The organism is Fibrobacter sp. UWCM (assembly GCF_900129735.1).
Lineage (GTDB): Bacteria > Fibrobacterota > Fibrobacteria > Fibrobacterales > Fibrobacteraceae > Fibrobacter.
In genome coordinates this window covers 1-21,354 of record NZ_FQWR01000027.1, presented here as the reverse complement: position 1 = coordinate 21,354, position 21,354 = coordinate 1, and the positions used below count along the sequence as shown (strand labels likewise).

The window sequence follows — 21,354 nt, the reverse complement described above, 5'->3', positions numbered from 1 at the left end:
CGTCATGCCGCAGTCACGCCGCAGGCGGGACAAGGGCATCTATAGACACACTTGTCGCTCCGCGACTTCGGTGTGACGAAGGAATGTGATGCAGGCTATTTCGGCATCTGGGCGCCGTAGCCTTCCATGAGGCCAAACAGCAGGAGAGATTCTTCCATCGGGTACTTGTTCATGAACATGGACACCTTCGAAGAGATGGAGCCCTGCTTGTTCATGCCCATCGCGGCGCGGAACAGGTTCGCCGGAGAGTTCTCGTTATACGAGGTCTGTTCGGTGTAGGTCGCATTCAGGAAGCCTTCGAGGTAAGCCTGGTTGATCTTGCCCTTGAAAATGCTCGGGTCGCTGATGGAGATGTTCCCGCTCAAGCTCTCGATGCTCGGGGCATCTTCGAGGTCCTCGAACTGGTCGTCGGCAACATTGAGCCAGAGGATGCTCGGGCTCACCGTAACGGTCACGTCGCCCTTCTTGTTCAAGATGAACGCGTTCTTGTCGAGCCAGACCTTCTTCGTTTTCGGGTCACCCTTCGTGTTGTCGAAACCCGCCATCATGTTGAGTGCGAGCAGGTTGTTGTGGATGCGGCTAAAGCAGTTCGTGTTGGAACGCACGCCGAAGCCCATATCACCGAATTCCTTGGTGCGGGTCCAGGTGAACATCACCGTGTTGTACGCAAATTCGTAATCGACTGCGCCCAGCTTGTTCTGCTTGGCAAGCACGTTCGCACCGATAATGCGGTTCGCGATGAATATGTTGTTCAAAACCTTCACGTTGCCCGCGAAGTGGTTCACCTGCAGGGCAATGTTACCGGCGTTCACGAACACGCAGTTCTGGATGGTGAGGTCACCCTCGGAATTTTCGCCATAGAGGCTGTACACGTTCAGCGAGGGGTTCGTGGTGTTGCCCTTTGCGGGCGGTTCAAGCCACATGCCGGTCGCAACGCCTTCGGGCTTGCCGTTTACCGCGTGGTAGCTGTTCGCTTCGCCCTGGTCGAAAATGAAACCGTCAATCACGACCTTTGAGTTCGCGCCCTTGTAGTTGATGTGCAAAATGCCCTGGCCCTTGGTGGAGTTCATCTCGTTGGTGGGCTGGAACATCGTCTTGTTCTTGATGACGTCGCGGGTCTTGAAATCGTCGGAATAACCGCCGATGAGAGATACCGGCTTGTCGAGCAGAATCCAGCCCTTCTTCATCTGGCCGTTGTAGTTGCCCGCGGCCACGTGAATCGCGTCGCCGGCAGAAGCAAGTTCAATAGCCTTCCAGATGTTCTTGAGGGGCGCAGACGGGGACGTACCTTCGTTCTTGTTCTTGCCGCTCGGGCTCACGTACCAATCTGCCGCAAAAGCCTGGCCAGCAAGCGTAAGAGCTACAGCCACTGCAATCATTTTAATGCTTTTCATATTACTCCTTTAGAAATTTTACAGGAAATATAGTTCAAAATCGTTACTGACGGCGCTGTTCCTCGCGAATCTGTTCCATGCGGTTCCTGTATTTCGTGTTGACCGCCTTGAGCCTCTCGTCCGAGACGGCCTTCCTGAACGACGGGTTCATCGCCTCGTAAACAAATTCGCGCACGCCCTGGACAAAGAATCTCGCCTCGAAATCCTCGTTGAAACTCTTCCTCATCCCGTCAAAGAGCATGTCGATTGTCACGCCCTGCGCGTAGGAATACTTGACAATCATGGACGTGGTATCGGCAATGACAACCTTCTGGCCCGTAATCGGCCCCGCAAGGGCAATCTCCGGAGCCTTGTCACCCGCCGCCCTACGTTCCGCGGCCACCTTCTCGTAATGCTCGTTGATATCCTTCCGCTCTTCCTCCGAAAGCTGGAGTTTCCAGGTCGAATCCTTCAGGGCCCTCTCGTTATCGACAATTCCCTGAATCATTGCATCGAGATCGACCATCGCGCCGACCCGATGGGGCGTATTCATGTACGACGGCAACCCGTAGACCGAACCCAGGATGTAAGCAAATACTTGCGCGTCCGTCATCGCGCTTGCGGCATCGTTCTGGGGCTGGACTGCCGCTTGCTGGGCCTTGACCTGTTCCGGAGCGGCCTTTTCCGCGACCTTCTGCGGTTCATCCGATTCACAGGCAAGCAGAGTAAACGCGCAAATACACAAGGCAACAAATTTTTTCATAGTAAATCCTCTTTTGCCTTAAATATTATATATCTTTTGTAAGGATTATTGAGAGTTCAGCCCCAGGTGGGCGGACAAAAGAGGTAAAATTGGACCGTATCAACGGAAAAACAGAGACGCTCTGTATCTTCGGGCATCCGGTGGCGCACAGCAAGTCGCCCGCGATGCACAACGCCCTTTTCGATGCGCTAGGAATCAACGCACGCTACCTCCCCCATGCACCGGAACCGGAAAATTTCGCGGACGCCATCCGCGGGTTCAGGGCAATGAATTTCCGGGGGGCAAACGTTACCATCCCGTACAAGACCGAATTCGTGGGTTGCGACGGAAGCCCTAGACTCGTAGACGAACTCAGCAACATCAGCAAGTTCACCGGCAGCGTGAACACGCTCTACTGGAAAGACGGAATTGTCGGGGGCACTCTCCGCGGGACGACGACCGACCCGTACGGCTGCATCCGCAACCTCGAAGAAAACGGCGTAGACGTCAGCAACAAGCGCGTGGCGCTCCTCGGGAACGGCGGTGCGGCGAAGGCAATCGCGTTCACGCTCGTGGAACAGGGCAACGCGCTCACCATCGTGTGCCGCACGGCAGAAAAGGGCCAGGCGCTCGCCGACAGCCTGAATGCGGTATTTGTCGAGGTCGGGGTAAAGGTTTCGACCTTCGCCGACTTCGAAAGCATCTCCGCCGATTTCGACATCATCATCAACGCGACATCCGTGGGCATGACCCCGAACGAAGGCGAAAGCCCGCTCCCCGCAGAATGCCTCCACAAGGGGCAGGTCGTGTGCGACATCGTGTACGCGCCGCCGCGCACCAAACTTCTGCAGATGGCAGAGGCGAAGGGCTGCAAGGTCGTCACAGGCGAAGGCATGCTCGTACACCAGGGGTTGGAAAGTTTCCGCAAGTGGTTCCCGAAGGAGACGGAGGGCCGCACCAACGAAGAACTGACTGCGATTATGCGCAAAGGGATGCAGGGCTAACATGAAAGAGCATATTTTCCTCACCGGATTCATGGCCAGCGGCAAGAGCCGCACGGGCCGCACCCTTTCCGAACGCCTGGGCCGCCCGCTCGTCGATACCGACGCGGTTATCGTCGAGCGCGCAGGCAAGAGCATCAGCGAGATTTTTGAACAGGATGGCGAAGCGAAGTTCCGCGAGATGGAACGCGACGTGATTGCAGAAATCGCGGCCAACGAGACACCCCAGGTGGTATCGCTCGGCGGCGGCGCCATCAACAATCCCGAAAACGTGAAGGTCATCCGCGAATCGGGAACGCTCATCCGCCTGTGGGCCAAACCCGAAATACTGAGTGAACGCATCGGCCGCAAGAACACGCGCCCGCTGCTCGCAAACCTGAGCGACGAGGAACGCCTCGCGAAAATCAAGGTGATGCTCAAGGAGCGCGAAAAGAACTACGCGCAGGCGGATTTCAGCGTGGAAAGCACGAACGACGTGAACGATTCCCACATCATCGAGCGAATCCTGCGCATGTTGCAGTTCTGGAAGAGCCATGCGCTCGATGTTTACCCGAGCAGCGGGGGCCGCTACCCCATCTTTATCGGGAAGGATATCGTCCCCGAGACGGCATGCCTGCTCGAAGGCCTGCAGCTCGCCCCCTCGCACGAATTCCTGGTATGCACCGACACGACCATCGCGAAGGCGCAAGGCAATATGCTGAACATGCTCCGCGGCCAGGCCGGCAGGTGCCCCGTATTCAAGTTCCAGGCGGGCGAACGCAACAAGACGCTCCACAACCTGAACCAGCTTTTCACGTTCATGCTGCACCGCGGCTACACCCGCAAGAGTTGCCTGTTGCAGTTCAGCGGCGGCGTGGTCGGCGACATGGCCGGCTTCGGGGCCGCCACCTACCAGCGCGGCATCCCGTTCATCCAGTTCCCCACGACCCTCCTCAGCATGGTCGACAGTTCCGTGGGCGGCAAGGTGGCGGTGAACCACCCCGAAGGCAAGAACATGATAGGCGCGTTCTACCAGCCCCGCGCGGTGGTGTGCGACATCTCGGTGCTTTCGACGCTCAACGATACCGAATACCTCGCGGGCCTTGCCGAAATCGTGAAGTACGGCGTCATCTACGACGAGGAATTCTTCCGCTACCTGGAAGGCAACGTAAGCGCCATCAAGAACCGCGACTTCGATGCGCTCAAGCACATGATTTTCCGCAGTTGCCAGATCAAGGCAGAGGTCGTGGGCATCGACGAGAAGGAATCGGGCCTGCGCGCCATCCTCAATTACGGCCACACCTTCGGGCACGCCATCGAAAAACTTACCGGCTACAACATGTTCAGTCACGGCATCGCGGTTTCGCTCGGGATGCGCGTCGCCGCAAGGGCCGCCGTAATGCTCGGCATGATGGATGCCGCGGCAGAATCCCGCCAGAACGCGCTCCTCGACGCACTCGGATTCCCGAAAACCTTTGGCGTGGATACGGAAAAGGCCTGGGAAGCGATGGCGGTCGACAAGAAGGCCGAAAAGGGCACGCGCGTTTACATTCTGCCCACCAGAATCGGTGCGGTCGAAAAAGTAACGAACATCGAAAAAGATATTGTAACGAAAGCATGGGATGCAATTAGGTGAGGAATAGCATATGAGCATATTAGTTACAGGCGGTACGGGAGGACTCGGTTTCCACATCCTCTCGAACTTGAGCGGAACAAGCCATGGGCTTTACAGTTTCAGCGACGAACAGCCGCAGCCCTGGCAGAAGGTGGACGGCGTGGAGTACCTCACTGGCGACATGCTGAACTTCAAGGACGTGCTGGAGATGATGCAGAAGGTCGAGCCTACGCACATCTACCACCTTGCGAGCCAATCCTCCGTGGGCCTCAGCTACAAGAAGCCCTACGAGACCCTGAACATCAACCTGCTCGGCACGCAGACGCTCCTGGAAGCCGCAAGGCAGGTGGTCCCGAAGGCGAAAATCATGCTGCTCAGTTCGAGCGAAATTTACGGCCGCACGGAACAGCACCTCACCTACCTCCACAAGGAGACTGACCTGCCGAACCCGCTCACGCCCTACGCGACATCGAAGGCGTGCATGGAAATTCTCGGGAACCAGTTCAGGAACGCAAACGACATGCACATCGTCGCCGTGCGTCCCTTCCATTTTACGGGCCCGCACCACAGCAGGCGTTTCGCAATCCCCTCCATTACCTACCAGCTGGTGAAGATAAAGTATTACCACGCCGAACCTGTAGTCTATTCGGGTAGCCTCGACATCAGCCGCGACGTGGTGGACGTGCGCGACGTTGCCCGCGGGATGATACAGATTCTCAACACGGCCCCCTCCGGGCAGGTGTACAACATCTGCAGTGGCAAGTCTTACACCTTCCGCGAACTCGTCGACATGCTCGTCGAGATTGCAGACGTGAGCGTAGACTTCCGATTTGACCCTGCCTACGAACGCACGAACGATATCCCGTTACTGATTGGCGACCCCACCAAGGTAAACGAAATCGGCTGGAAGCCCATGATAAGCATCGAGGACAGCCTCACCGACCTCTTCAACGAAATGGTCGTGCGCAGGCGCACCGAACTCAAGCTCGGCATGGGCAAGGACCTGCCGCTGTAAAAGCGCTCGTTATCCCGATATTACGCCAAGCGCCCCGATAAAGGGGCGCTTTTTTTCGCCTCATTTTTTTATTTTTAGGAATATGAGACGTTCCTTCGGCAAGTTATTTTTCGCAGTCCTCACCGCATTTGCGGTCCAGGCCGCTTTCGCGGGCGATGTGACGCCCCCCTCTGGCGCCGTGCGCAACCTTACGGCAAGCGATTTTATGCCGCACCAGAACAGCGCGAAGGAATTCAACGAAACATGGAGTTACCAGTTCGTGTTTGACAACGGGACGCGCGCATTCGTGAACTATTCCACGCTGTACGTCCCCGCTTCGGGCAAAAAAATCGGCTGCGACATGAGCTTCTGGAACTTCAAGGGCAAAAGTTACGCCGTGGGCCGCCAGTACCCGCCCGAACGCCTGAAGGCCATCAAGGAAAAGAGCACCATCGACATCAAGGGCGAATACGCGATGGAAAACAAGCCCGGCAAGGGCCACCGCGTGTACTTTACCGCCGACAAGGGCGGAAAGTTCTTCATGGACCTCACGTTCGAAAGCGCTGAACAAGGCAAGGTGCTGGGCGACGGCATCTGGAAAGTCGGGGACGCAAAGTTTGCGCAGTACGTGCACATCCCTTACGGGCGCGTTTCGGGCCGCATCGGCTACAACGAGGATACGATTAGCGTGAAGGGATACGCCTACATGGACCAGATTTGGCAAACCGTGCAGGCGACAGACCTCGCGGTCCGTTCCATAAACTTCAGCACCAATACCCGCTCGCCCTACTATGCGGGCAGAATCTCCATAAGCGAAAAAGGCGGGTTGTTCGGCTATGCGCTCTACAACGCGGGTGAAGGCACCAAACTGCTGTTACCCACGCAGGTCAAGGACGGCGAGGAAACCTACAGCGGCAAGAAGTTCCCGAAGAACAAGCTTACCATCGCATGGAAGGAGGGCGCCCCCGAGCTTTCGTTCCCCGTGAACAAGACGTACCAGAAGGCAAGCCTCCTGGACAAGGTGGACGGGTGGTTCGCGAAGAAGGCGATGAAGATAGCCGCGGGCGGAGAGATTCTTTTCTACCGCGGGCGCAGCGATGCGAGCCACAACAAGAAACTCGACTGGACCGTAACGGGAGCGAAGGACTAATGACGAAGTTTCGCCCCTGCATAGACCTGCACGACGGAAAGGTAAAACAGATTGTCGGCAGTTCGCTCAGCGATAGCGGTGCCGGCCTCAAGACGAATTTCGAGACGGACCGCTCCCCCGCCTGGTTTGCAGAACTCTACAAGAAGGACGGTATAAAGGGCGGACACGTGATTATGCTCGGGAAGGGCAACGTGGAAGCCGCAAAGGCGGCCCTCGCGGCATACCCGGGAGGCCTGCAGGTCGGGGGTGGAATCACCGCCGACAACGCGATGGAATACATCGGGGCGGGCGCAAGCCACGTGATCGTCACCAGCTGGATTTTCCCGGAAGGCAAGCTCGACCGCGAGCGCCTGGAACGTTTATCGAAAACGGTGGGTCGCGACCATCTGGTACTTGACCTGAGCTGCAAGCGCATCGCCAATGCAAGCACAGGCGACTCCGTTTTGCACGGGAAAGATTGCCCGCACTGGAAAATCGCCATCAACCGCTGGCAGACGCTTATCGATATCGAGATTACCGCCGAGACGCTCAATGACCTCGCCCGGTACTGCGACGAGTTCCTGATTCACGCCGCCGACGTGGAAGGCAAGCAGCAGGGCATGGACGACGAACTCATCGTGTTCCTCGCCGAAAACAGCCCCATCCCCTGCACGTACGCGGGCGGCGCCAAGTCGCTTGCCGACCTGGAACACTGCAAGCAAATTTCAAACGGAAAGATTGACCTCACCATCGGATCGGCGCTAGACCTTTTCGGTGGCAAAGGAGTGAAGTATGAAGACTGCGTCAGGTTCAACAAAGCTTAAGGCTACCGACGCGCTGGACACGAGACCGCCGATTTTCGGGCGCACGGTCACGAGTACTTTCAGGAAGATGTTCAGTTTCAGGCATCAGCCCCCCGGAAACCTGCGTACCGGCATGATTCCGCCGATTGTTTTCGGGTCGCTACTCCTGAACATTCCGAAGTTACTGAAGTTGCGCGGCTACCTCAAAAAGGAACGCGCCAAGAGACCCGCAGACGACGTGCGCATCCTGTTCTATTCCGACAACCTGGACGAAACGAACGGGATTGCGAACAACCTGAGGAACGTCATCCCGTACATGCGTGCCCACGGGATGAAAGCTTTCCTTGCCGGCAACGCTTTCAACACGCGCCCCTGCGGCGTGGTGGAAAACGGCTACTGCATTCTGCTCCCGAGGCTATTCAGCATGGAACAGCTCGGGTACGCGAACAGCGAGCTCGCTATCCCGCGCGTGGGCCCTGTGCTCAGGCTCTTGAAGCGCTACCCCGTCGACCTCATCGAGTTCGAGACCCCGAGCCCCGGCGCCTGGCTGGTATGCTTCTGCGCGAAGGTTGCGGGCATCAAGGTATTCAGCCACTACCGCACCGACGTCCCTACCTACACGAAGACCCTCGTGAAGGCAAAATGGATGTTCCACTTTGTGCTGTGGCTCATGAAGATTTTCTACGGGATGACAAAGCCCGTGGTTAGCCCCTGCAAGGACTACGCGGACATTCTCACCTCGCAGCTGAAAATCCCCGCGAACCAGGTGCAGATTCTGCCCCGCGGGCTCCCGCTCGAAAAGTTCTCGCCCGACCTGCGCGGGAAGGGCGTGTGGGAAAAGTACAACGGCTCCACCGAAGCGGTACAGACCGGAACCGCGCGCAAGGTCCGTTTCTCGTTTATCGGACGTATCTCGAAAGAGAAGAATCTCGAGTTCTTGAACGGCGTGTGGAAGAAGTTCGCCGCCCAGCACAGCGACGTGGAACTCATGTACGTGGGTTACGGCTGGTACCTCGAAGAAATCAAGAAGTTCTTCGCAGGCGACAACAGCGTGCATTTTGCAGGCGAGCAGGGCGGCGAGACGCTCGCAAGCCTCTATGCGGATTCGGACTTCTTCCTGTTCCCGAGCGTGACGGACACCTTCGGGAACGTCGTGGTAGAAGCGATGTCTACGGGGACGCCCGCAATCGTGAGCAACTACGGTGGCCCGCACGATATCGTCATGGACGAAGCCGCGGGGCGCATCTTGCCCATCGACGAGAATGCATGGCTGAACGCGATGGAAGAATGCCGCACGATGTTCCTGGAAAAACCCGAAGAATACGCCAAGATGCGCGAGGTCGCTCACGAGCGCACGCTCAAGTACACGATGCAGAATTCTACCAAGGCGCAGTTCGATTTCTTCAAGAAACTGAAGAAAGAAGCCTACAAGCTATAGTTTCACTTTCTGCGCCTTGCGCCAGCGCTCACGTATAAGCTGCAGGTCGTGCTGGTAAGGGTTCCGCTTGAAATCCTCGAACGCCCACGCCGTCGGGTGGAAAACGCCCTTCGCGTACGTGAGCAGCATGTCTAGCCACACGCCCTCGCCCGCATACAACTTGAACGGCCCACGCTTGTAACTCGGGAGCACCACCTTGTCCAAGTCCATGTAGCCGATATCGATATTCACGGTACGCATGTCCGGATTCTCGGCACTAGCCATCGTGAGTTCAAGTTCGTTACTGCGCACCTTTTCCAGGGCAATCGTCTCTGCAGGGATGCTTTTCTCGAAAGAAACCACGCCGCGGTACAGCCCCTCGCCCATCTCGGGCTCGTAATACGGCGTCTTGTCGAAGGCGAAAAGCGCACCCTTGTGGCGCAGCGGCCCCCAGGTATTTTCCAGTGCACGCAACACTTCCGGGTTCCATTCCGCACCCTTCTGGAGAACAAACGCGAGCAACTGCACCGGCTCGCAAAACTGTCGCTTAGTCGCCATCGTAACCTCAGTGCGGGTAGACCCGCAGGTTCTTGCGGATGTGTTCCAGCTGCTGTTCCGTAAAGCCGTCCACGCCATCCTCGTTCACTGCGGGGAACATCATGTTATGCGAATCCGGACAAGAGTTCATATCGAACGCGGTCGCAAACCTCCCGCGCAAGGTGGGCAACCTGGCAAAGTCGCTTACGGGCTTACCGCCACGGCTCTTTAGAAGTCCCGAGGTAAGCAGGTCCTTGCAATACGGAGTATCGGTAAAGCCATCCTCGTAGTTCGAGTAGTCCATGTCCACCTCGAAATCTGCGAGGGTCGCAGTCGTGTGCCTCAACCCGAAGAAATGCCCGGTCTCGTGAATCGCAGTCGATATCATGGATGTGTACGGCACACCCTCCTCGCCCGAGGGAGTCTTGTTGTACGCGCCAATGACGACGGTACTTCCCGTGCCGCCCTGCAAGTTGCTTCCATACAGGAGCGAATATCCCAGCACCCAGTCCGCCTCGATGCGGTGCACCAGCAGAATATCAAGAGCGTTCTTCAGCTTGGGCTCTGGCCAGCCTCCCAGTTCGGTTACAAACATGTCGTCGGAAGACCTGCCTGCAACCCAGGGCTCGTTCGCCGGGTACTTCGAGCCGAGCGTCGGATGTTCATGCGCGTATCGCACGTACAAGGTATCGATAACGATAGACGAGTAATATGTCCTGAAATTTGTGAGTAAGAGTTCCGCAAACAAGTTCTCGTTCATGAACGAATCAAGGAAATCGACCTTGCCCACGACAATCAGGTTGAGCGAAAGCGTATCGGAATAGGGGCCCTCTGCAGCAAGGCGAGCCCAGCGCGTTGTACCCTTGTAGAGTTCGCCGTCCAGCACAAGCGTGGTCACCCATGTATTGCGGTCAAGTTCCTCGCACAGGAATTCATAGACATAGCGGTTGCCTTCGAGCTTCGGCTCCAGCGTGCGCACGTGGCTGGTCGAAACGCGGCCTTCACTTACCATCTCCCCTAGTCGGAAAAGCTGGAGCACGGGCGCGTCCTCGATATTCGGGTCCTTCTCGAATGAAAGGGTGTACGAGACCTTCGGGTGCACAAGTAGTTGCAAGCCTTCCGCCACATGGGCCGAGGCAGAATCGTTGTTCGCGAGGTCGTTCGGGTAAAGCACGTACGGAGAAAGCGTCCGCGGAAGAATTACGGGTTCACCCGATTCTTCTTCGGCACAGCCCCAAAAACCGGCCACGAGGAGGGCTAAAAGCATGTAAAGAATTTTTTCACGCATGTTTTGGCTCATTTTCGCGTTTCGGGCGTCTTATAGATAGAGGCACCTTCAACCTGAAACAAAACTATAAAAATATGAGAAAAAAACAAAACAGGAAAGCGGTTCTTTTACAGAACATGCGCGATTTGATGGACCCGCTTGCGGGGAAACCGGCACTCGTCGCAGCACTCACCGTGATGGCGACATACGCAAGCCTCGATGCTCCGGAATTTGCAGTGGCACTGCTCGCCCCCATCGCAATATGCACGAGATTTTTCCCGAGGAGCGTGCAGTGGTGCATCCTGGGGGCGCTTGTTGCCGGAGTGGCGTGCCACGGCCTGCTCGTGGGCCCGCGGGGGGCAAGCCTCCCGGACGACCTGCCCACGAAGGCGTGCGGTAAAATCGAGGCGATGCTCCCGAGGGCAAACGGGACCGCGTTTATCATTGCGGTAAATGAGTATCGCGTGAGGATAACCGAAAAGCGGGATTTGCCCGCGCTCCCGGAACCGGGAGACAGCATCTGCTACGAGGCAAAGTGGTACCCGGTCATGGACCCCACGGTTCCCGGCGGGTTCAACACGCGGGAATGGCTCACGAGCCAGAAGTTCGCCGCCTACGGGAAAATGCTCCACTGGGATTCCTGGCGCGGAGGCTGGACGTTCGAGCGGTATTTCCACCGGTTCCGCCGCTGGCTCAAGACGCGGTTCGACGACTACTTGGAACCTGCGGAGACGGGGCTCCTGCTCGGGCTACTCGCGGGCGACAGGAGCGGCATTCCCGAGGCGCTCCGGAACGACTTCCAGCGTTCGGGCCTCGTGCATGTCCTTGCGATTAGTGGCTTCCATGTGGTTCTGCTCGCGGGCATGCTCATGGTGTTCCTGAAGGCGACGCGCCTCCCCCACAAGGCGGCAAGCATCATCGCAATCTGCCTGCTCGGCGTGTACGTGCCGGTCACCGGCGGGTCGCCCGCAGTCATACGCGCGGTGCTGATGTTCGCTGTCCCGCAACTGGGCACGCTGTTGCAACGCCCCGCGAATACACTGAACAGCCTGGGGGTCGCCCTCCTGTGCATACTCCTGCATTCGCCCGCAGAACTCTGGAATACGGGCTTCCAGCTTTCCGCAGCAGCAACCGCGGGCATCCTCGTAGGCAACAGCTACAACCCGCTCCGCCACCTCCCGGAATTCCTGAAGCGGAGCAAAACCTGGAACGTGCTCGAATCTCTCGCCATCGCCCCTACATACGTTACTTTGTGCGCAACGCTTGCCACGGCGCCGTTCCTGATACATCACTTCAAGACGCTCTCCCCGATGGCGTGGCTCGGGAACATCGTCGTGGTTCCCCCGATTTCGTGGGGAATGCAGGCAGGGCTATTCGCGGCTCTTTCGCCCATCGACTTCATGCGCGAAACATTCTGCTATGCGGCAGGATTCTTCCTCCGGCTTGCAAGTTTGCTCACCCGGCTCCTTTCCGATTCGGCGCAGGCATCCGTTACCGTCGGGCCGTTCAATGCCTGGATACTGCTCCTGCTCGGCCTGCTGTTCGTCACGTTGCCCGTGTGTCGCAAGAACCTGGTCGCCCGCGGGTACTGCATCATATGCACGCTTATTTTTTCCATCACGTTCTGCGTCCAGGGCATAACGCAAATTCTGGGCCCTACCTGGAGCATGACCGTCATCGATGTAGGGCAAGGCGACAGCATCTTGCTGAAAAGCCCCGGCGGGCGCTACATTCTCGTCGATGCAGGCGATATCGACTACACTGATTCCGGCAAAGACATCATCGTGCCCTTCCTGCACCACATCGGCGTGCAGAGGCTCGACGCACTCGTGATAACGCACCCGCACAAAGATCACTTCGGGGGTGCCGCAAGCCTGCTTCGCATGTTCCCGGTGAACGAGATATGGACAAACGAATGTTCCCGCACGGCAGACGGCGTAGAATGGCGCGAGATGGTCGAGGAAGCGGTAGACCGCAAGGTTCCCCTGCGCGAAATAAGGCGCGGCTTCACCTGGAAGGAATCTTTTTTCGGGAGCGACTTCTTTCAACTGCAGGCGATACACCCGAAGGGGCTAAAAGACCGCGAAAGGGAATGCCGCGACCTGAACGAGGCGAGCATCACGTTACGGGCGAGTGGGCTCGGGCATTCCGCAATCGTCACGGGCGACCTGACCGTCCCGGGCGAGAAGACGATTCTGGGGTCGCTCGCCTACCTAAGGAGCGACGTGCTGAAGGTGGGGCACCACGGGAGCAAGACATCGAGCAGCGAGGATTTCCTGAAGGCGGTGGGCCCGCAGGTTGCCGTCATTTCGAGCGGGCGCAGGAACAGGTTCCGCCACCCGCACAAGCAGGTGACTGAACGGCTCGACGCGCTTGGGATTCCTTACCTCAATACGGCGAAAAGCGGGACCGTTACCGTAACGTTCTCGGAAGATTCCGTAAATGTGGAGACGATGTTGAAATGAGCCCGCGCCGTTTATTGTTCGAAAAAAATGCGCAGTTTATTGCACGAAAAAAATTGCGCGCAGTTTATCGCTTCAGGCAGTCGAGCGCGACATCGTGCAGGGCGCCATTCGTCGCGACACTCGAGAACCCTTCGTAAATCGGGGCCGTGGGCTTGCCGTCTGCATCAAAGAGCTCGGTCTTGCCGTCGATGGTACTGAACTTGCCGCCCGCTTCCTTGAAAAGGAGCGGATACGGCGCGATGTCCCAGAGAGAAACGACCGGGTCCACCATCACTTCGGCGCGCCCTGCCGCCACAAGGTAATACCCGTAGCAGTCGCCCCACCCGCGGTGGAGCCTTGCCCCGCGACGGAGCTTCGCGAAACCTTCACCATAGCCCGAAGTTTCCATGGTGTTTACCGTACCCGAAAGCACGAGAGCCTCGTTCAACTGCGATACGCCCGATACACGAACTGCGCGGCCGTCCAGGAAGGCACCCCCGCCGTTTACCGCCCAGACGGCGGTATTCATCGCCGGAATACGGATAAGCGAACACACCGGAACATTCTTCTTGTAGAGCGCGATAAGCGTGCCGAACAGGGGAACGCCGTGAATAAAAGCCTTCGTACCGTCAATCGGGTCAATCACCCACTGGTATTCCGCATCGGGGCTTTCGATTCCGAATTCCTCGCCAATCACGCCAAAACCCGGAGTTTCCTTCGCCCAGAACTTGCGGCAAAGTTCTTCCGTGCTCTTGTCGGCAACCGTTACCGGCGTGTTGTCCTTTTTCCACTCTACGCCGATACCGGATTGGAAATACTTCAGGATATTTTCCTGGGCCATCTCCGATGCCTTGAGCGCGATTTGCAGCAGGTCGTTGAATTCCTGGGCCATATTACGCCTCGCACCATTTTTTCACGAGTTCCATCAGGAATGCGTTCTCTTCAGGCTTGCCTACGGTCACGCGGATGTATTCCGGCATGCCGAAGCTCGTAAGCCCGCGGACAATCATGCCGTTGCTTTCCAGGAACGCGACAAGTTCCTTCGCGCGTTCACCGATGCGTACGCAAATAAAGTTCGCCTGAGTCGGGAGCACCTTGAGCCCGAGCGCGTTGAATTCGCGGGTTAGCACAGCAATGCCCTCAGCATTCATCTTGCGGGTCGCCTGCACGTGTTCCTTATCGCCTAGAGCGGCGATCGCCGCCACCTGAGCAGCCTGGTTCACATCGAACGGCGGTTTTACCTTCCACAGGGCACGGACAACTTCGGTACTACCGAAGGCATAGCCCACGCGGAGCCCCGCCAGCCCGTAAATCTTGCTGAAGGTGCGGTTCACGAACAGGTTCGAGTACTCGCCAACAAATTTCGCCATGTTCGGGTAGTCCGGTGCCGTCGCGAACTCGGCGTACGCCTCGTCCAGGAACACGAGCACATTCTGCGGGACCTTCTTCAAAAATTCGCGAATTTCGCTTTCGGTGTAGTACGCGCCCGTCGGGTTGTTCGGGTTGCAAATAAACGCCACGCGGGTCTTCCCGTCGATTTTCTTCGCCAGTTCATCGAGCGACGTGCGCGCCTCGCCCTCGCCCACACCGATAAAGTCGGCTCCGTTCGAGAGCGTCGTAAACTTGTACACCGAGAACGTCGGCGTAATGCCCACGCAGTTGTCGCCCTGGCGGATGAACGCCTTGCCCACCATGTCGATAATCTCGTCGGAACCGTTACCGACCACAATCTGGCTCGTTTCCACGCCGTACATCTTGGCGATGGAATCAATCAGTTTCGGCGCATCGCCGCGCGGGTACAAGTGCAGGCTGTCCGCAATCCGGTGAAACGCCTCGACCGCCTTCGGGGAAGCCCCGAGCGGGTTTTCGTTGGACGCTAGTTTCACTACCTTGTCAAGGCCAAAGCGCTCGCGAATTTCCTCGATGGATTTTCCGGGAACGTAATCGGACAATTTCGAAAGTTCTGGACGCGGTTCTATCATATCAACCTCTTTTCGTGCACAAATCTACATTTTTCGCCAGAGGATTATTTTAAATTTATCGCGTATGAACCGCCTTGTAGCCCTGTTTGTCGCCGCACTATGCGTAAATGCGTTCGCCGTCGATCGCATGTGGGACATCCGCTACACGTTCGGCCCGGACACACGCCCCTCGCCCCGCTGGGGTATCGGCGTCGGCGCGGTGAACAACTACGGCTCGGACATTCTCTTCCCGGCAAACATCACCATGGCGCTTTCGCGCGAATGGAACATCGGCGGCAAGGTAAACGTACAGAGCATCGACAAGTTCGACCAGGTCATCGTCTCGCTGGATGTCGGCGGGCGCTACCTAATAAATGCGAACAACTTCGTAGAGCTCGACGGTAACTTCGGCCTGAATCGCAACAACAGTACAGCAGTCGTGCTGACCTACGGCAACGAGCAGTTTATCTCAAAGAACTTCGCGAACTTCTACGAACTGCGGGCAGGTGCGCTACAAGGCGTTACCGGAGAAGACGGTTACGTAAAATTCGCGGCGGGCATGACACCCACCCTCTATTTCACGACATTCTTCCGCACCTACATCGAAATCAACATGTCCGGGAGCATCGGGAACCTGACGGACGATTTTATGATTGACATCATCCCGAAATTGGAACTGAGCCTCGGGCCCGCGAGGGTCAGACTCGATTTCGACATCGGGATTATGCAGAAGAAAAACAACGACGTGCAAACCATCGCACTCTACGTGATAAGCGCGCTGTAGCCACAAATTGATAATTGATAATGGATGATTGATAATGCGAAGTGTGTAATTTCACATTTGTCACTACACACCTCACATTTCACATCATTTACTATTTCACCGTAAACGCAGTGCCATCGTCATCCTCGCGACTTCATCGTCATCCTCGCGTAGGCGAGGATCTTAATCAACATCCGCGGCTATTTCACCGTAAACGCAGTGCCGTCGTAGTCGATGACCACGGGCTTTGCGGCACTCACGGTACCGGCGAGAATGGCATGGCTCAGCGGGCGTTCCACGTTCCTTTCCAGGTAACGCTGGATCGGCCGCGCGCCGAATTCCGGCTGGTAAGCGCCGTCGGCAATGGCATCGAGCGCCTTGTCGGTCAGCGTGAGCTGCAAATCCTGACGGGCGGCGCGTTCGGCGAGTCCCTTGAATTTGAGCCTTACGATGTCCCTGATTTGCGGCTTTGTGAGGCTCTGGAATACCAGCACTTCATCCAGACGGTTCAGGAATTCCGGCCTGAAGAAGCTGCGGAGCTCCGGCTCGATTTCCTTCAGGGTCACGGGCTTTGCATCACCCGCGCGGTTCTGGAAGTGAGCGGCACCCAGGTTCGACGTCATGAGAATCAAGGTGTTCTTGAAGTTCACGGTACGGCCCTTGCCATCGGTCAGACGACCGTCGTCAAGCACCTGCAACAGCGTGTTGAACACGTCGGGGTGAGCCTTCTCGATTTCGTCCAGCAGAATCACGCAGTACGGATGCGTACGCACGGCTTCGGTCAGCTGGCCGCCTTCTTCGTAGCCCACGTATCCCGGAGGCGCACCGATCAAGCGGCTCACGCTATGCTTTTCCATGTATTCGCTCATGTCGATACGCACCAGCGCATTCTCGTCGTCGAACAGTTCCACGGCAAGCGCCTTCGCAAGTTCCGTCTTGCCAACACCCGTCGGGCCCAGGAACAAGAAGCTACCAATCGGCGCATTCTCGCGGCTTAAGCCACTACGGTTACGGAGAATTGCTTCCGAAACCGCTTCTACGGCCTCGTCCTGGCCAATCACGCGGGCATGCAGGCGTTCGTCCAGGTGCAACAACTTGGCCTTTTCGCCTTCGCAAAGTTTCGTCACCGGAATTCCCGTCCAGCGGCTTACTACAAGGGCGATGGTCTCTTCCGTCACCTCTTCGCTCAGGTCGCTGTCGCCGGCAGACTTCTTGATTTCTTCCGTCTTCGCGGCGATTTCACGCTCCAGGTTCACAATCTTGTTGTACTTGAGTTCGGCAGCGCGGTTCAAGTCGTAGCGGGCTTCGGCCTGCTCCATCTCGTCCTTCGCCTGCTGCAAGGACTTCTTGAGGCCCTGCAACTCGGCGTTTTTCGCGCGCCTTTCCTGCCAGCGGTCCTGCATCAACTTGACTGCAGCATCTGTCGTCGCGAGTTCTTCACGCAGCTCTTTCAGACGCTTTACGCTGGTGTCGTCGGTTTCCTTCGCCAAGGCCTGCTCCTCGATTTTCATCTGGAGTTCCTTACGCTGCAAGGTGTCCAAAGCTTCCGGCACGGTATCCATCTGCGTCTTCACAAGGCTTGCGGCCTCGTCAATCAGGTCAATAGCCTTATCCGGCAAGAAACGGTCGCTGATGTAGCGGTTCGAAAGTTTCACCGCCGCCACGAGCGCGTTGTCGTGCAGACGCACGCCGTGGTGCGCATCGAATCCGTCCTTGATGCCACGCAGAATTGAAATCGATTCCTCTTCGCTAGGCTCGTCAACCTGCACGGGCTGGAAACGGCGTTCCAAGGCGGAGTCCTTCTCAATGTACTTGCGGTATTCCTGCGTGGTCGTCGCACCGATGCAGTGCAGCTCACCACGGGCAAGCTTCGGCTTGAGCATGTTGCCCAAGTCCATGGAGCCCTCGGTCTTACCCGCACCCACGATGGTGTGGATTTCATCGATGAACAAAAGCGTATTGCCGTCATCTTCAAGTGCGTCCAGCACCGCTTTCAGACGTTCTTCAAAATCGCCGCGGTACTTTGCGCCCGCCATCAAGGCCGACAAATCCAGTGCGAACAACTTCTTGCCCTTCAAAGCGTCAGGCACGTCGCCGCGATAGATTCGCTCGGCGAGCCCTTCGACAATAGCGGTCTTACCCACGCCAGGTTCACCAACCAGGCACGGGTTGTTTTTCGTCTTTCGGCTAAGAATCAAGATGACGCGGCGGATTTCTTCTTCACGGCCGATCACCGGCGAAAGCTTTCCGTCAGCGGCCATTTCCACGAGTTCACGGCCGTAGAGTTTCAGCGGAGACTGCTCCTCGGCATTGGCTGCCCCTGCAAACGGATCCGACAGCCAGGTTTCCACGACTTCTACGGAACCGAGCGCGTCTTCGAACACCTTCGCAAGGCCACGGTCGCCCGAGAATTTCATCAAGGCCACGAGCATGTCGCCCGGGGTCACCATGCGGTTCACCTGACGCGCCGCCTGCACCGAGGCGCGCAAAATACGGTTCAAGTCGTTATCCGGTTCCACGTCAGGGTTCACGCCTTCCATACGGGGAATCTTCTGCACGAACGGTTCCAGCTTGCCGCGGAGTTCATTCGTCTTCGCGCCCTTCGACTTGTAGAGTTTCTTCAAGGTGGCATCCGGGCCTTCGACAAGCCCCACCGCCAAGTGCGCCGCACCCAGGTAGGAATGCGAGCAACGGTCGCGCAGGCTCTGCGCCTTCGCCAAAACTTTTTCTGCATCGTTATTGAAATCGGACATAGTTGCCTCTTTTTTATTTTTACCGCTTTCCAGATGCAAAACCCATGCCAAGGGCCTCGCTCGGCAAAAAACGCCCCAAATAGCGCAAAAACGGCAACTCCCGCCATCAAAAGCAAAAAAATGTCGCATTTTTCAGCATCATTTTTTCAAAATAAGACGCGCGGGTGTTTAATTCCGCATAAATAAAGGTATATTCAGAAAGTAGGTCTGATAGGGGCTCTTTATGAGCAAAAATAAGACAAAAACGGGAACTAACCTTCAGCGATGTCAAATTCTGGGTGGGCATCGAAAAACTGATTCACCGTGATAATCGGAATACCCTTGATTTTCTCCAACACAAGCAGGTCCGAATCACCGCTCACCAAATAGTAGGCGTTCGCGGCAATCGCACATTCCAAAAACATATTGTCTTTAGGATCTCTGCAGACATTCACAGCCGCATTCTTTTCGATAATGGTCATTACCTTTGCAATTTGGCTTTTCCACCTTGCTGCGATATCGGGCCTTTTGCTGGCTACTTTATCAATAATACGGCAATACTCTGCCATTATGTCGATAGTTGCAAAGGGCTTTATTTCTTGGCGAAAAATAAGCGACAGGAATTTTCGAGGCGAACCATTCCAAAAAATACCCGAAACAAGTACGTTGGTATCTACAACGACGTTCATCGATTTTCCTTGATAAACGCGCTTAGCATATTCGGCGTCGTTTCCAGTTCACTTGTGATTTTATCCGTCTCTTCCACAAGAGTCTTGAACTCGGACATGCTGGGCATAAGCACCGGCTTGAGCAAAATATTCGTGCCATCGCACACGACAATCAGCTTGTCCCCGGTATCCAGGTTCAGTTGATTACGGATACTCCTTGGAATGACGATTTGTCCTTTTGTCGATAGACTTGTTATTTCTAGAGTGTCCATAGAGCCTCCGGTAAGATATTCTTACCAAAATATAAATAATAGCGACGAGGCAGTCAATAGGCCAAATTGTGAAAAAATCGCCAAGAACACGCGTATTTTCAGCATTTTTTAGAAATTTCTCGTTCGAGACTTAAATTTTAGCATATTTCAAATACACACAGAAACAAAAGGAGAAACATGCCCAAACAGACTCTCGTTTTCGAAAGCCCCGTCCAGCTTTCGGTGCAAAATTCCATGCTCAAAATCGCATACAAGGACAATCCCGACAACGTCACGCTGAGGGCAATCGAAGATATCGCCATCATCCTCATCGATAACCATTCGGCATCGCTCACCACGCCGCTCATCGGCAAACTGGCAGAGCAGAATGTCGCAGTCGTATTCTGCAACGAAAGGCACATGCCATCGTCCATGCTCATGAACCTGGACGCGAACACCCTGCAAGAGAAATACTTCCGCCTGCAACTGGACGCTCCCCTACCGCTAAAAAAGCAGATGTGGAAAAATGTCGTGGAGGCAAAAATCAAGAACCAGGTGCTGCACCTAAAGTCCCTTGGCAAGAAACACGACAGGCTCCTGAAATACGCCACCGGAGTCCTTAGCGGGGACTCCAGCAACCGCGAAGGACTTGCCGCGCAATACTACTGGAGGGAACTTTTCGGCAAGGAGTTCATCCGCGACAGGTTCGGCGAACATCCCAACGACTTTTTGAATTACGGCTACACACTCCTGCGAGCCGCAACGGCACGCGCCCTGATGGCGAGCGGGTTACTGCCCTCCCTCGGAATTTTCCACCGAAACTATTACGACGCATTTCCGCTGGCAGACGACATCATGGAACCCTACCGCCCCTTCATCGATCAGATTGCATACAAATTACACGCGGCCAAAAAGAAAAAGTTGGACAAAGAAGTCAAGGCATCCTTTCTGGAACTATTCTACACCAACATTCCCTTCGGGGAACAGATGGTGCAGTTGGGAACATGTCTCACCTACACCACCGCTTCCGTCGCAAAATTTTTCATGGGCGAAACTAAAAACATCGCCTACCCGAGGGTAGCATGTGGGTCGTAGCGATTTTCGATTTTCCAAGACACTGCAAGAGCGGCCGCCAAAACATGGACAGATTCGTCAAGGAACTAGAAAAAGAGGGGTTCAGCAAGGTGCAACGGGGAATGTACGTCCGCTACTGCACCACCGCAGACAATGGCAGGACACACCGACGACAAATCGCCAATATAATCGAGCCCCGCTCCACGGTCTGCCTGCTGAGCGTCACCGACAGGGAATTCCTGGAAATCTACAGCCACTTCGGCAGCACCAGGGCTCCAAAAAAATGGCCCAAATCCCAGAATTTTATCCAATTTTTCTGATTTTTTTAGCGTCAAACCGCTTGCGAACCCGCATAAAATAAGGTATATTCAGAAAGTAGGTCTTATAGGGGCTCTTTATGAGCGGAGATAAAACTAAAACAAGGTTAAACAACGCTAAACAATGGTATAAGATTGCATAAATTCGAGCATAGAGTGCAAAAACAAAGAAAATCGCCAAAAGAGGCTGTTAAATTTATATATTTTCGCTCTTTCCTTGTGTGGGGCGGTTTGAAAAAGGTGTATGCATTAAAGTATTCATTTTTTTTTTAAAAGAACGGCCCGCC

At 55.9% G+C, this 21,354-nt stretch carries 19 protein-coding genes; 10 read left to right on the top strand and 9 right to left on the bottom strand.

Annotation, left to right across the window (positions count from 1 at the left end):
* Positions 1 to 95: 95 nt before the first annotated feature.
* The gene (locus tag BUB22_RS14090; RefSeq protein ID WP_073116103.1) at positions 96 to 1,394 is read right to left on the bottom strand and encodes a DUF1565 domain-containing protein; all 1,299 of its coding nucleotides are present in this window, start codon (positions 1,392 to 1,394) and stop codon (positions 96 to 98) included.
* 43 nt (positions 1,395 to 1,437) lie between these two features.
* The gene (locus tag BUB22_RS14085; protein WP_073116101.1) at positions 1,438 to 2,136 is read right to left on the bottom strand and encodes a hypothetical protein; all 699 of its coding nucleotides are present in this window, start codon (positions 2,134 to 2,136) and stop codon (positions 1,438 to 1,440) included.
* Between the two features lie 89 nt (positions 2,137 to 2,225).
* On the opposite strand from BUB22_RS14085, the gene aroE reads away from it, so the two are divergent.
* The 6 genes from aroE (at position 2,226) to BUB22_RS14055 (ending at position 9,074) form a co-directional block, all read left to right on the top strand.
* Complete coding sequence (aroE, locus tag BUB22_RS14080) at positions 2,226 to 3,119, top strand: shikimate dehydrogenase (protein ID WP_073116099.1); 894 nt, start codon at positions 2,226 to 2,228, stop codon at positions 3,117 to 3,119.
* Position 3,120: 1 nt separating this feature from the next.
* Positions 3,121 to 4,731, top strand: coding sequence for a 3-dehydroquinate synthase (gene aroB, locus BUB22_RS14075; protein WP_073116096.1), 1,611 nt, complete (start codon positions 3,121 to 3,123; stop codon positions 4,729 to 4,731).
* 10 nt (positions 4,732 to 4,741) lie between these two features.
* Positions 4,742 to 5,725, top strand: a complete 984-nt coding sequence (locus BUB22_RS14070; protein WP_073116094.1) for a GDP-mannose 4,6-dehydratase — start codon at positions 4,742 to 4,744, stop codon at positions 5,723 to 5,725.
* Between the two features lie 82 nt (positions 5,726 to 5,807).
* Positions 5,808 to 6,854, top strand: coding sequence for a hypothetical protein (locus tag BUB22_RS14065; RefSeq protein ID WP_073116092.1), 1,047 nt, complete (start codon positions 5,808 to 5,810; stop codon positions 6,852 to 6,854).
* On the top strand, positions 6,854 to 7,657 hold the full coding sequence (gene hisA, locus BUB22_RS14060; protein WP_073116090.1) for a phosphoribosylformimino-5-aminoimidazole carboxamide ribotide isomerase: 804 nt from the start codon (positions 6,854 to 6,856) through the stop codon (positions 7,655 to 7,657). The genes BUB22_RS14065 and hisA overlap by 1 nt, the downstream gene beginning before the upstream one ends.
* Positions 7,626 to 9,074, top strand: a complete 1,449-nt coding sequence (locus tag BUB22_RS14055) for a glycosyltransferase (RefSeq protein WP_073116087.1) — start codon at positions 7,626 to 7,628, stop codon at positions 9,072 to 9,074. Before hisA ends, BUB22_RS14055 begins: the two co-directional genes overlap by 32 nt.
* On the opposite strand, the gene BUB22_RS14050 is transcribed toward BUB22_RS14055, so the two are convergent.
* Positions 9,069 to 9,611 (bottom strand): DUF4416 family protein, encoded by a 543-nt coding sequence (locus tag BUB22_RS14050; protein ID WP_073116085.1) that lies wholly within the window; start codon positions 9,609 to 9,611, stop codon positions 9,069 to 9,071. The two genes, BUB22_RS14055 and BUB22_RS14050, sit on opposite strands and share 6 nt — an antisense overlap.
* Positions 9,612 to 9,618: 7 nt before the next feature.
* Positions 9,619 to 10,857, bottom strand: a complete 1,239-nt coding sequence (locus tag BUB22_RS14045) for a hypothetical protein (protein ID WP_175547305.1) — start codon at positions 10,855 to 10,857, stop codon at positions 9,619 to 9,621.
* Positions 10,858 to 10,952: 95 nt separating this feature from the next.
* On the opposite strand from BUB22_RS14045, the gene BUB22_RS14040 reads away from it, so the two are divergent.
* Positions 10,953 to 13,322, top strand: a complete 2,370-nt coding sequence (locus BUB22_RS14040; protein ID WP_073116081.1) for a DNA internalization-related competence protein ComEC/Rec2 — start codon at positions 10,953 to 10,955, stop codon at positions 13,320 to 13,322.
* Between the two features lie 64 nt (positions 13,323 to 13,386).
* On the opposite strand, the gene hisN is transcribed toward BUB22_RS14040, so the two are convergent.
* Together hisN and hisC are read right to left on the bottom strand one after the other, a co-directional pair.
* Complete coding sequence (hisN, locus tag BUB22_RS14035; RefSeq protein WP_073116079.1) at positions 13,387 to 14,193, bottom strand: histidinol-phosphatase; 807 nt, start codon at positions 14,191 to 14,193, stop codon at positions 13,387 to 13,389.
* Position 14,194: 1 nt separating this feature from the next.
* The gene (gene hisC, locus BUB22_RS14030) at positions 14,195 to 15,283 is read right to left on the bottom strand and encodes a histidinol-phosphate transaminase (protein WP_073116077.1); all 1,089 of its coding nucleotides are present in this window, start codon (positions 15,281 to 15,283) and stop codon (positions 14,195 to 14,197) included.
* A 64-nt stretch (positions 15,284 to 15,347) separates the two neighbouring features.
* On the opposite strand from hisC, the gene BUB22_RS14025 reads away from it, so the two are divergent.
* Positions 15,348 to 16,046 carry a hypothetical protein gene (locus tag BUB22_RS14025; RefSeq protein ID WP_073116075.1) on the top strand — a complete coding sequence of 233 codons (699 nt, stop codon included), beginning with the start codon at positions 15,348 to 15,350 and terminating at the stop codon, positions 16,044 to 16,046.
* A 179-nt stretch (positions 16,047 to 16,225) separates the two neighbouring features.
* On the opposite strand, the gene BUB22_RS14020 is transcribed toward BUB22_RS14025, so the two are convergent.
* The 3 genes from BUB22_RS14020 to BUB22_RS14010 all read right to left on the bottom strand — a co-directional run bounded on the left by BUB22_RS14020 (position 16,226) and on the right by BUB22_RS14010 (position 19,697).
* Entirely contained in the window at positions 16,226 to 18,778 is a 2,553-nt protein-coding gene (locus BUB22_RS14020; RefSeq protein WP_073116073.1) for an ATP-dependent Clp protease ATP-binding subunit, read from the bottom strand.
* A 251-nt stretch (positions 18,779 to 19,029) separates the two neighbouring features.
* The gene (locus tag BUB22_RS14015; RefSeq protein WP_073116070.1) at positions 19,030 to 19,446 is read right to left on the bottom strand and encodes a putative toxin-antitoxin system toxin component, PIN family; all 417 of its coding nucleotides are present in this window, start codon (positions 19,444 to 19,446) and stop codon (positions 19,030 to 19,032) included.
* A complete protein-coding gene (locus BUB22_RS14010; protein WP_073116068.1) occupies positions 19,443 to 19,697 on the bottom strand; it encodes an AbrB/MazE/SpoVT family DNA-binding domain-containing protein in 255 nt (84 codons plus the stop codon). Before BUB22_RS14010 ends, BUB22_RS14015 begins: the two co-directional genes overlap by 4 nt.
* Before the next feature lie 177 nt (positions 19,698 to 19,874).
* Between BUB22_RS14010 and cas1 the strand changes: the two genes are divergently transcribed.
* On the top strand, positions 19,875 to 20,771 hold the full coding sequence (gene cas1, locus BUB22_RS14005; RefSeq protein WP_073116066.1) for a type II CRISPR-associated endonuclease Cas1: 897 nt from the start codon (positions 19,875 to 19,877) through the stop codon (positions 20,769 to 20,771).
* Positions 20,772 to 20,815: 44 nt separating this feature from the next.
* Entirely contained in the window at positions 20,816 to 21,070 is a 255-nt protein-coding gene (gene cas2, locus BUB22_RS14000) for a CRISPR-associated endonuclease Cas2 (RefSeq protein ID WP_254794755.1), read from the top strand.
* Positions 21,071 to 21,354: the final 284 nt, after the last annotated feature.

What these genes read in the sequence shown, in the direction of transcription:
- BUB22_RS14090 (WP_073116103.1), bottom strand. Translation starts at nt 1,394, where the DNA reads ATGAAAAGCATTAAAATGATTGCAGTGGCTGTAGCTCTTACGCTTGCT.
- BUB22_RS14085 (WP_073116101.1), bottom strand. Translation starts at nt 2,136, where the DNA reads ATGAAAAAATTTGTTGCCTTGTGTATTTGCGCGTTTACTCTGCTTGCC.
- aroB (WP_073116096.1), top strand. Translation starts at nt 3,121, where the DNA reads ATGAAAGAGCATATTTTCCTCACCGGATTCATGGCCAGCGGCAAGAGC.
- BUB22_RS14070 (WP_073116094.1), top strand. Translation starts at nt 4,742, where the DNA reads ATGAGCATATTAGTTACAGGCGGTACGGGAGGACTCGGTTTCCACATC.
- BUB22_RS14065 (WP_073116092.1), top strand. Translation starts at nt 5,808, where the DNA reads ATGAGACGTTCCTTCGGCAAGTTATTTTTCGCAGTCCTCACCGCATTT.
- hisA (WP_073116090.1), top strand. Translation starts at nt 6,854, where the DNA reads ATGACGAAGTTTCGCCCCTGCATAGACCTGCACGACGGAAAGGTAAAA.
- BUB22_RS14055 (WP_073116087.1), top strand. Translation starts at nt 7,626, where the DNA reads ATGAAGACTGCGTCAGGTTCAACAAAGCTTAAGGCTACCGACGCGCTG.
- BUB22_RS14050 (WP_073116085.1), bottom strand. Translation starts at nt 9,611, where the DNA reads ATGGCGACTAAGCGACAGTTTTGCGAGCCGGTGCAGTTGCTCGCGTTT.
- BUB22_RS14045 (WP_175547305.1), bottom strand. Translation starts at nt 10,857, where the DNA reads ATGCTTTTAGCCCTCCTCGTGGCCGGTTTTTGGGGCTGTGCCGAAGAA.
- BUB22_RS14040 (WP_073116081.1), top strand. Translation starts at nt 10,953, where the DNA reads ATGAGAAAAAAACAAAACAGGAAAGCGGTTCTTTTACAGAACATGCGC.
- hisN (WP_073116079.1), bottom strand. Translation starts at nt 14,193, where the DNA reads ATGGCCCAGGAATTCAACGACCTGCTGCAAATCGCGCTCAAGGCATCG.
- hisC (WP_073116077.1), bottom strand. Translation starts at nt 15,283, where the DNA reads ATGATAGAACCGCGTCCAGAACTTTCGAAATTGTCCGATTACGTTCCC.
- BUB22_RS14025 (WP_073116075.1), top strand. Translation starts at nt 15,348, where the DNA reads ATGAACCGCCTTGTAGCCCTGTTTGTCGCCGCACTATGCGTAAATGCG.
- BUB22_RS14020 (WP_073116073.1), bottom strand. Translation starts at nt 18,778, where the DNA reads ATGTCCGATTTCAATAACGATGCAGAAAAAGTTTTGGCGAAGGCGCAG.
- BUB22_RS14015 (WP_073116070.1), bottom strand. Translation starts at nt 19,446, where the DNA reads ATGAACGTCGTTGTAGATACCAACGTACTTGTTTCGGGTATTTTTTGG.
- BUB22_RS14010 (WP_073116068.1), bottom strand. Translation starts at nt 19,697, where the DNA reads ATGGACACTCTAGAAATAACAAGTCTATCGACAAAAGGACAAATCGTC.
- cas1 (WP_073116066.1), top strand. Translation starts at nt 19,875, where the DNA reads ATGCCCAAACAGACTCTCGTTTTCGAAAGCCCCGTCCAGCTTTCGGTG.
- cas2 (WP_254794755.1), top strand. Translation starts at nt 20,816, where the DNA reads ATGGACAGATTCGTCAAGGAACTAGAAAAAGAGGGGTTCAGCAAGGTG.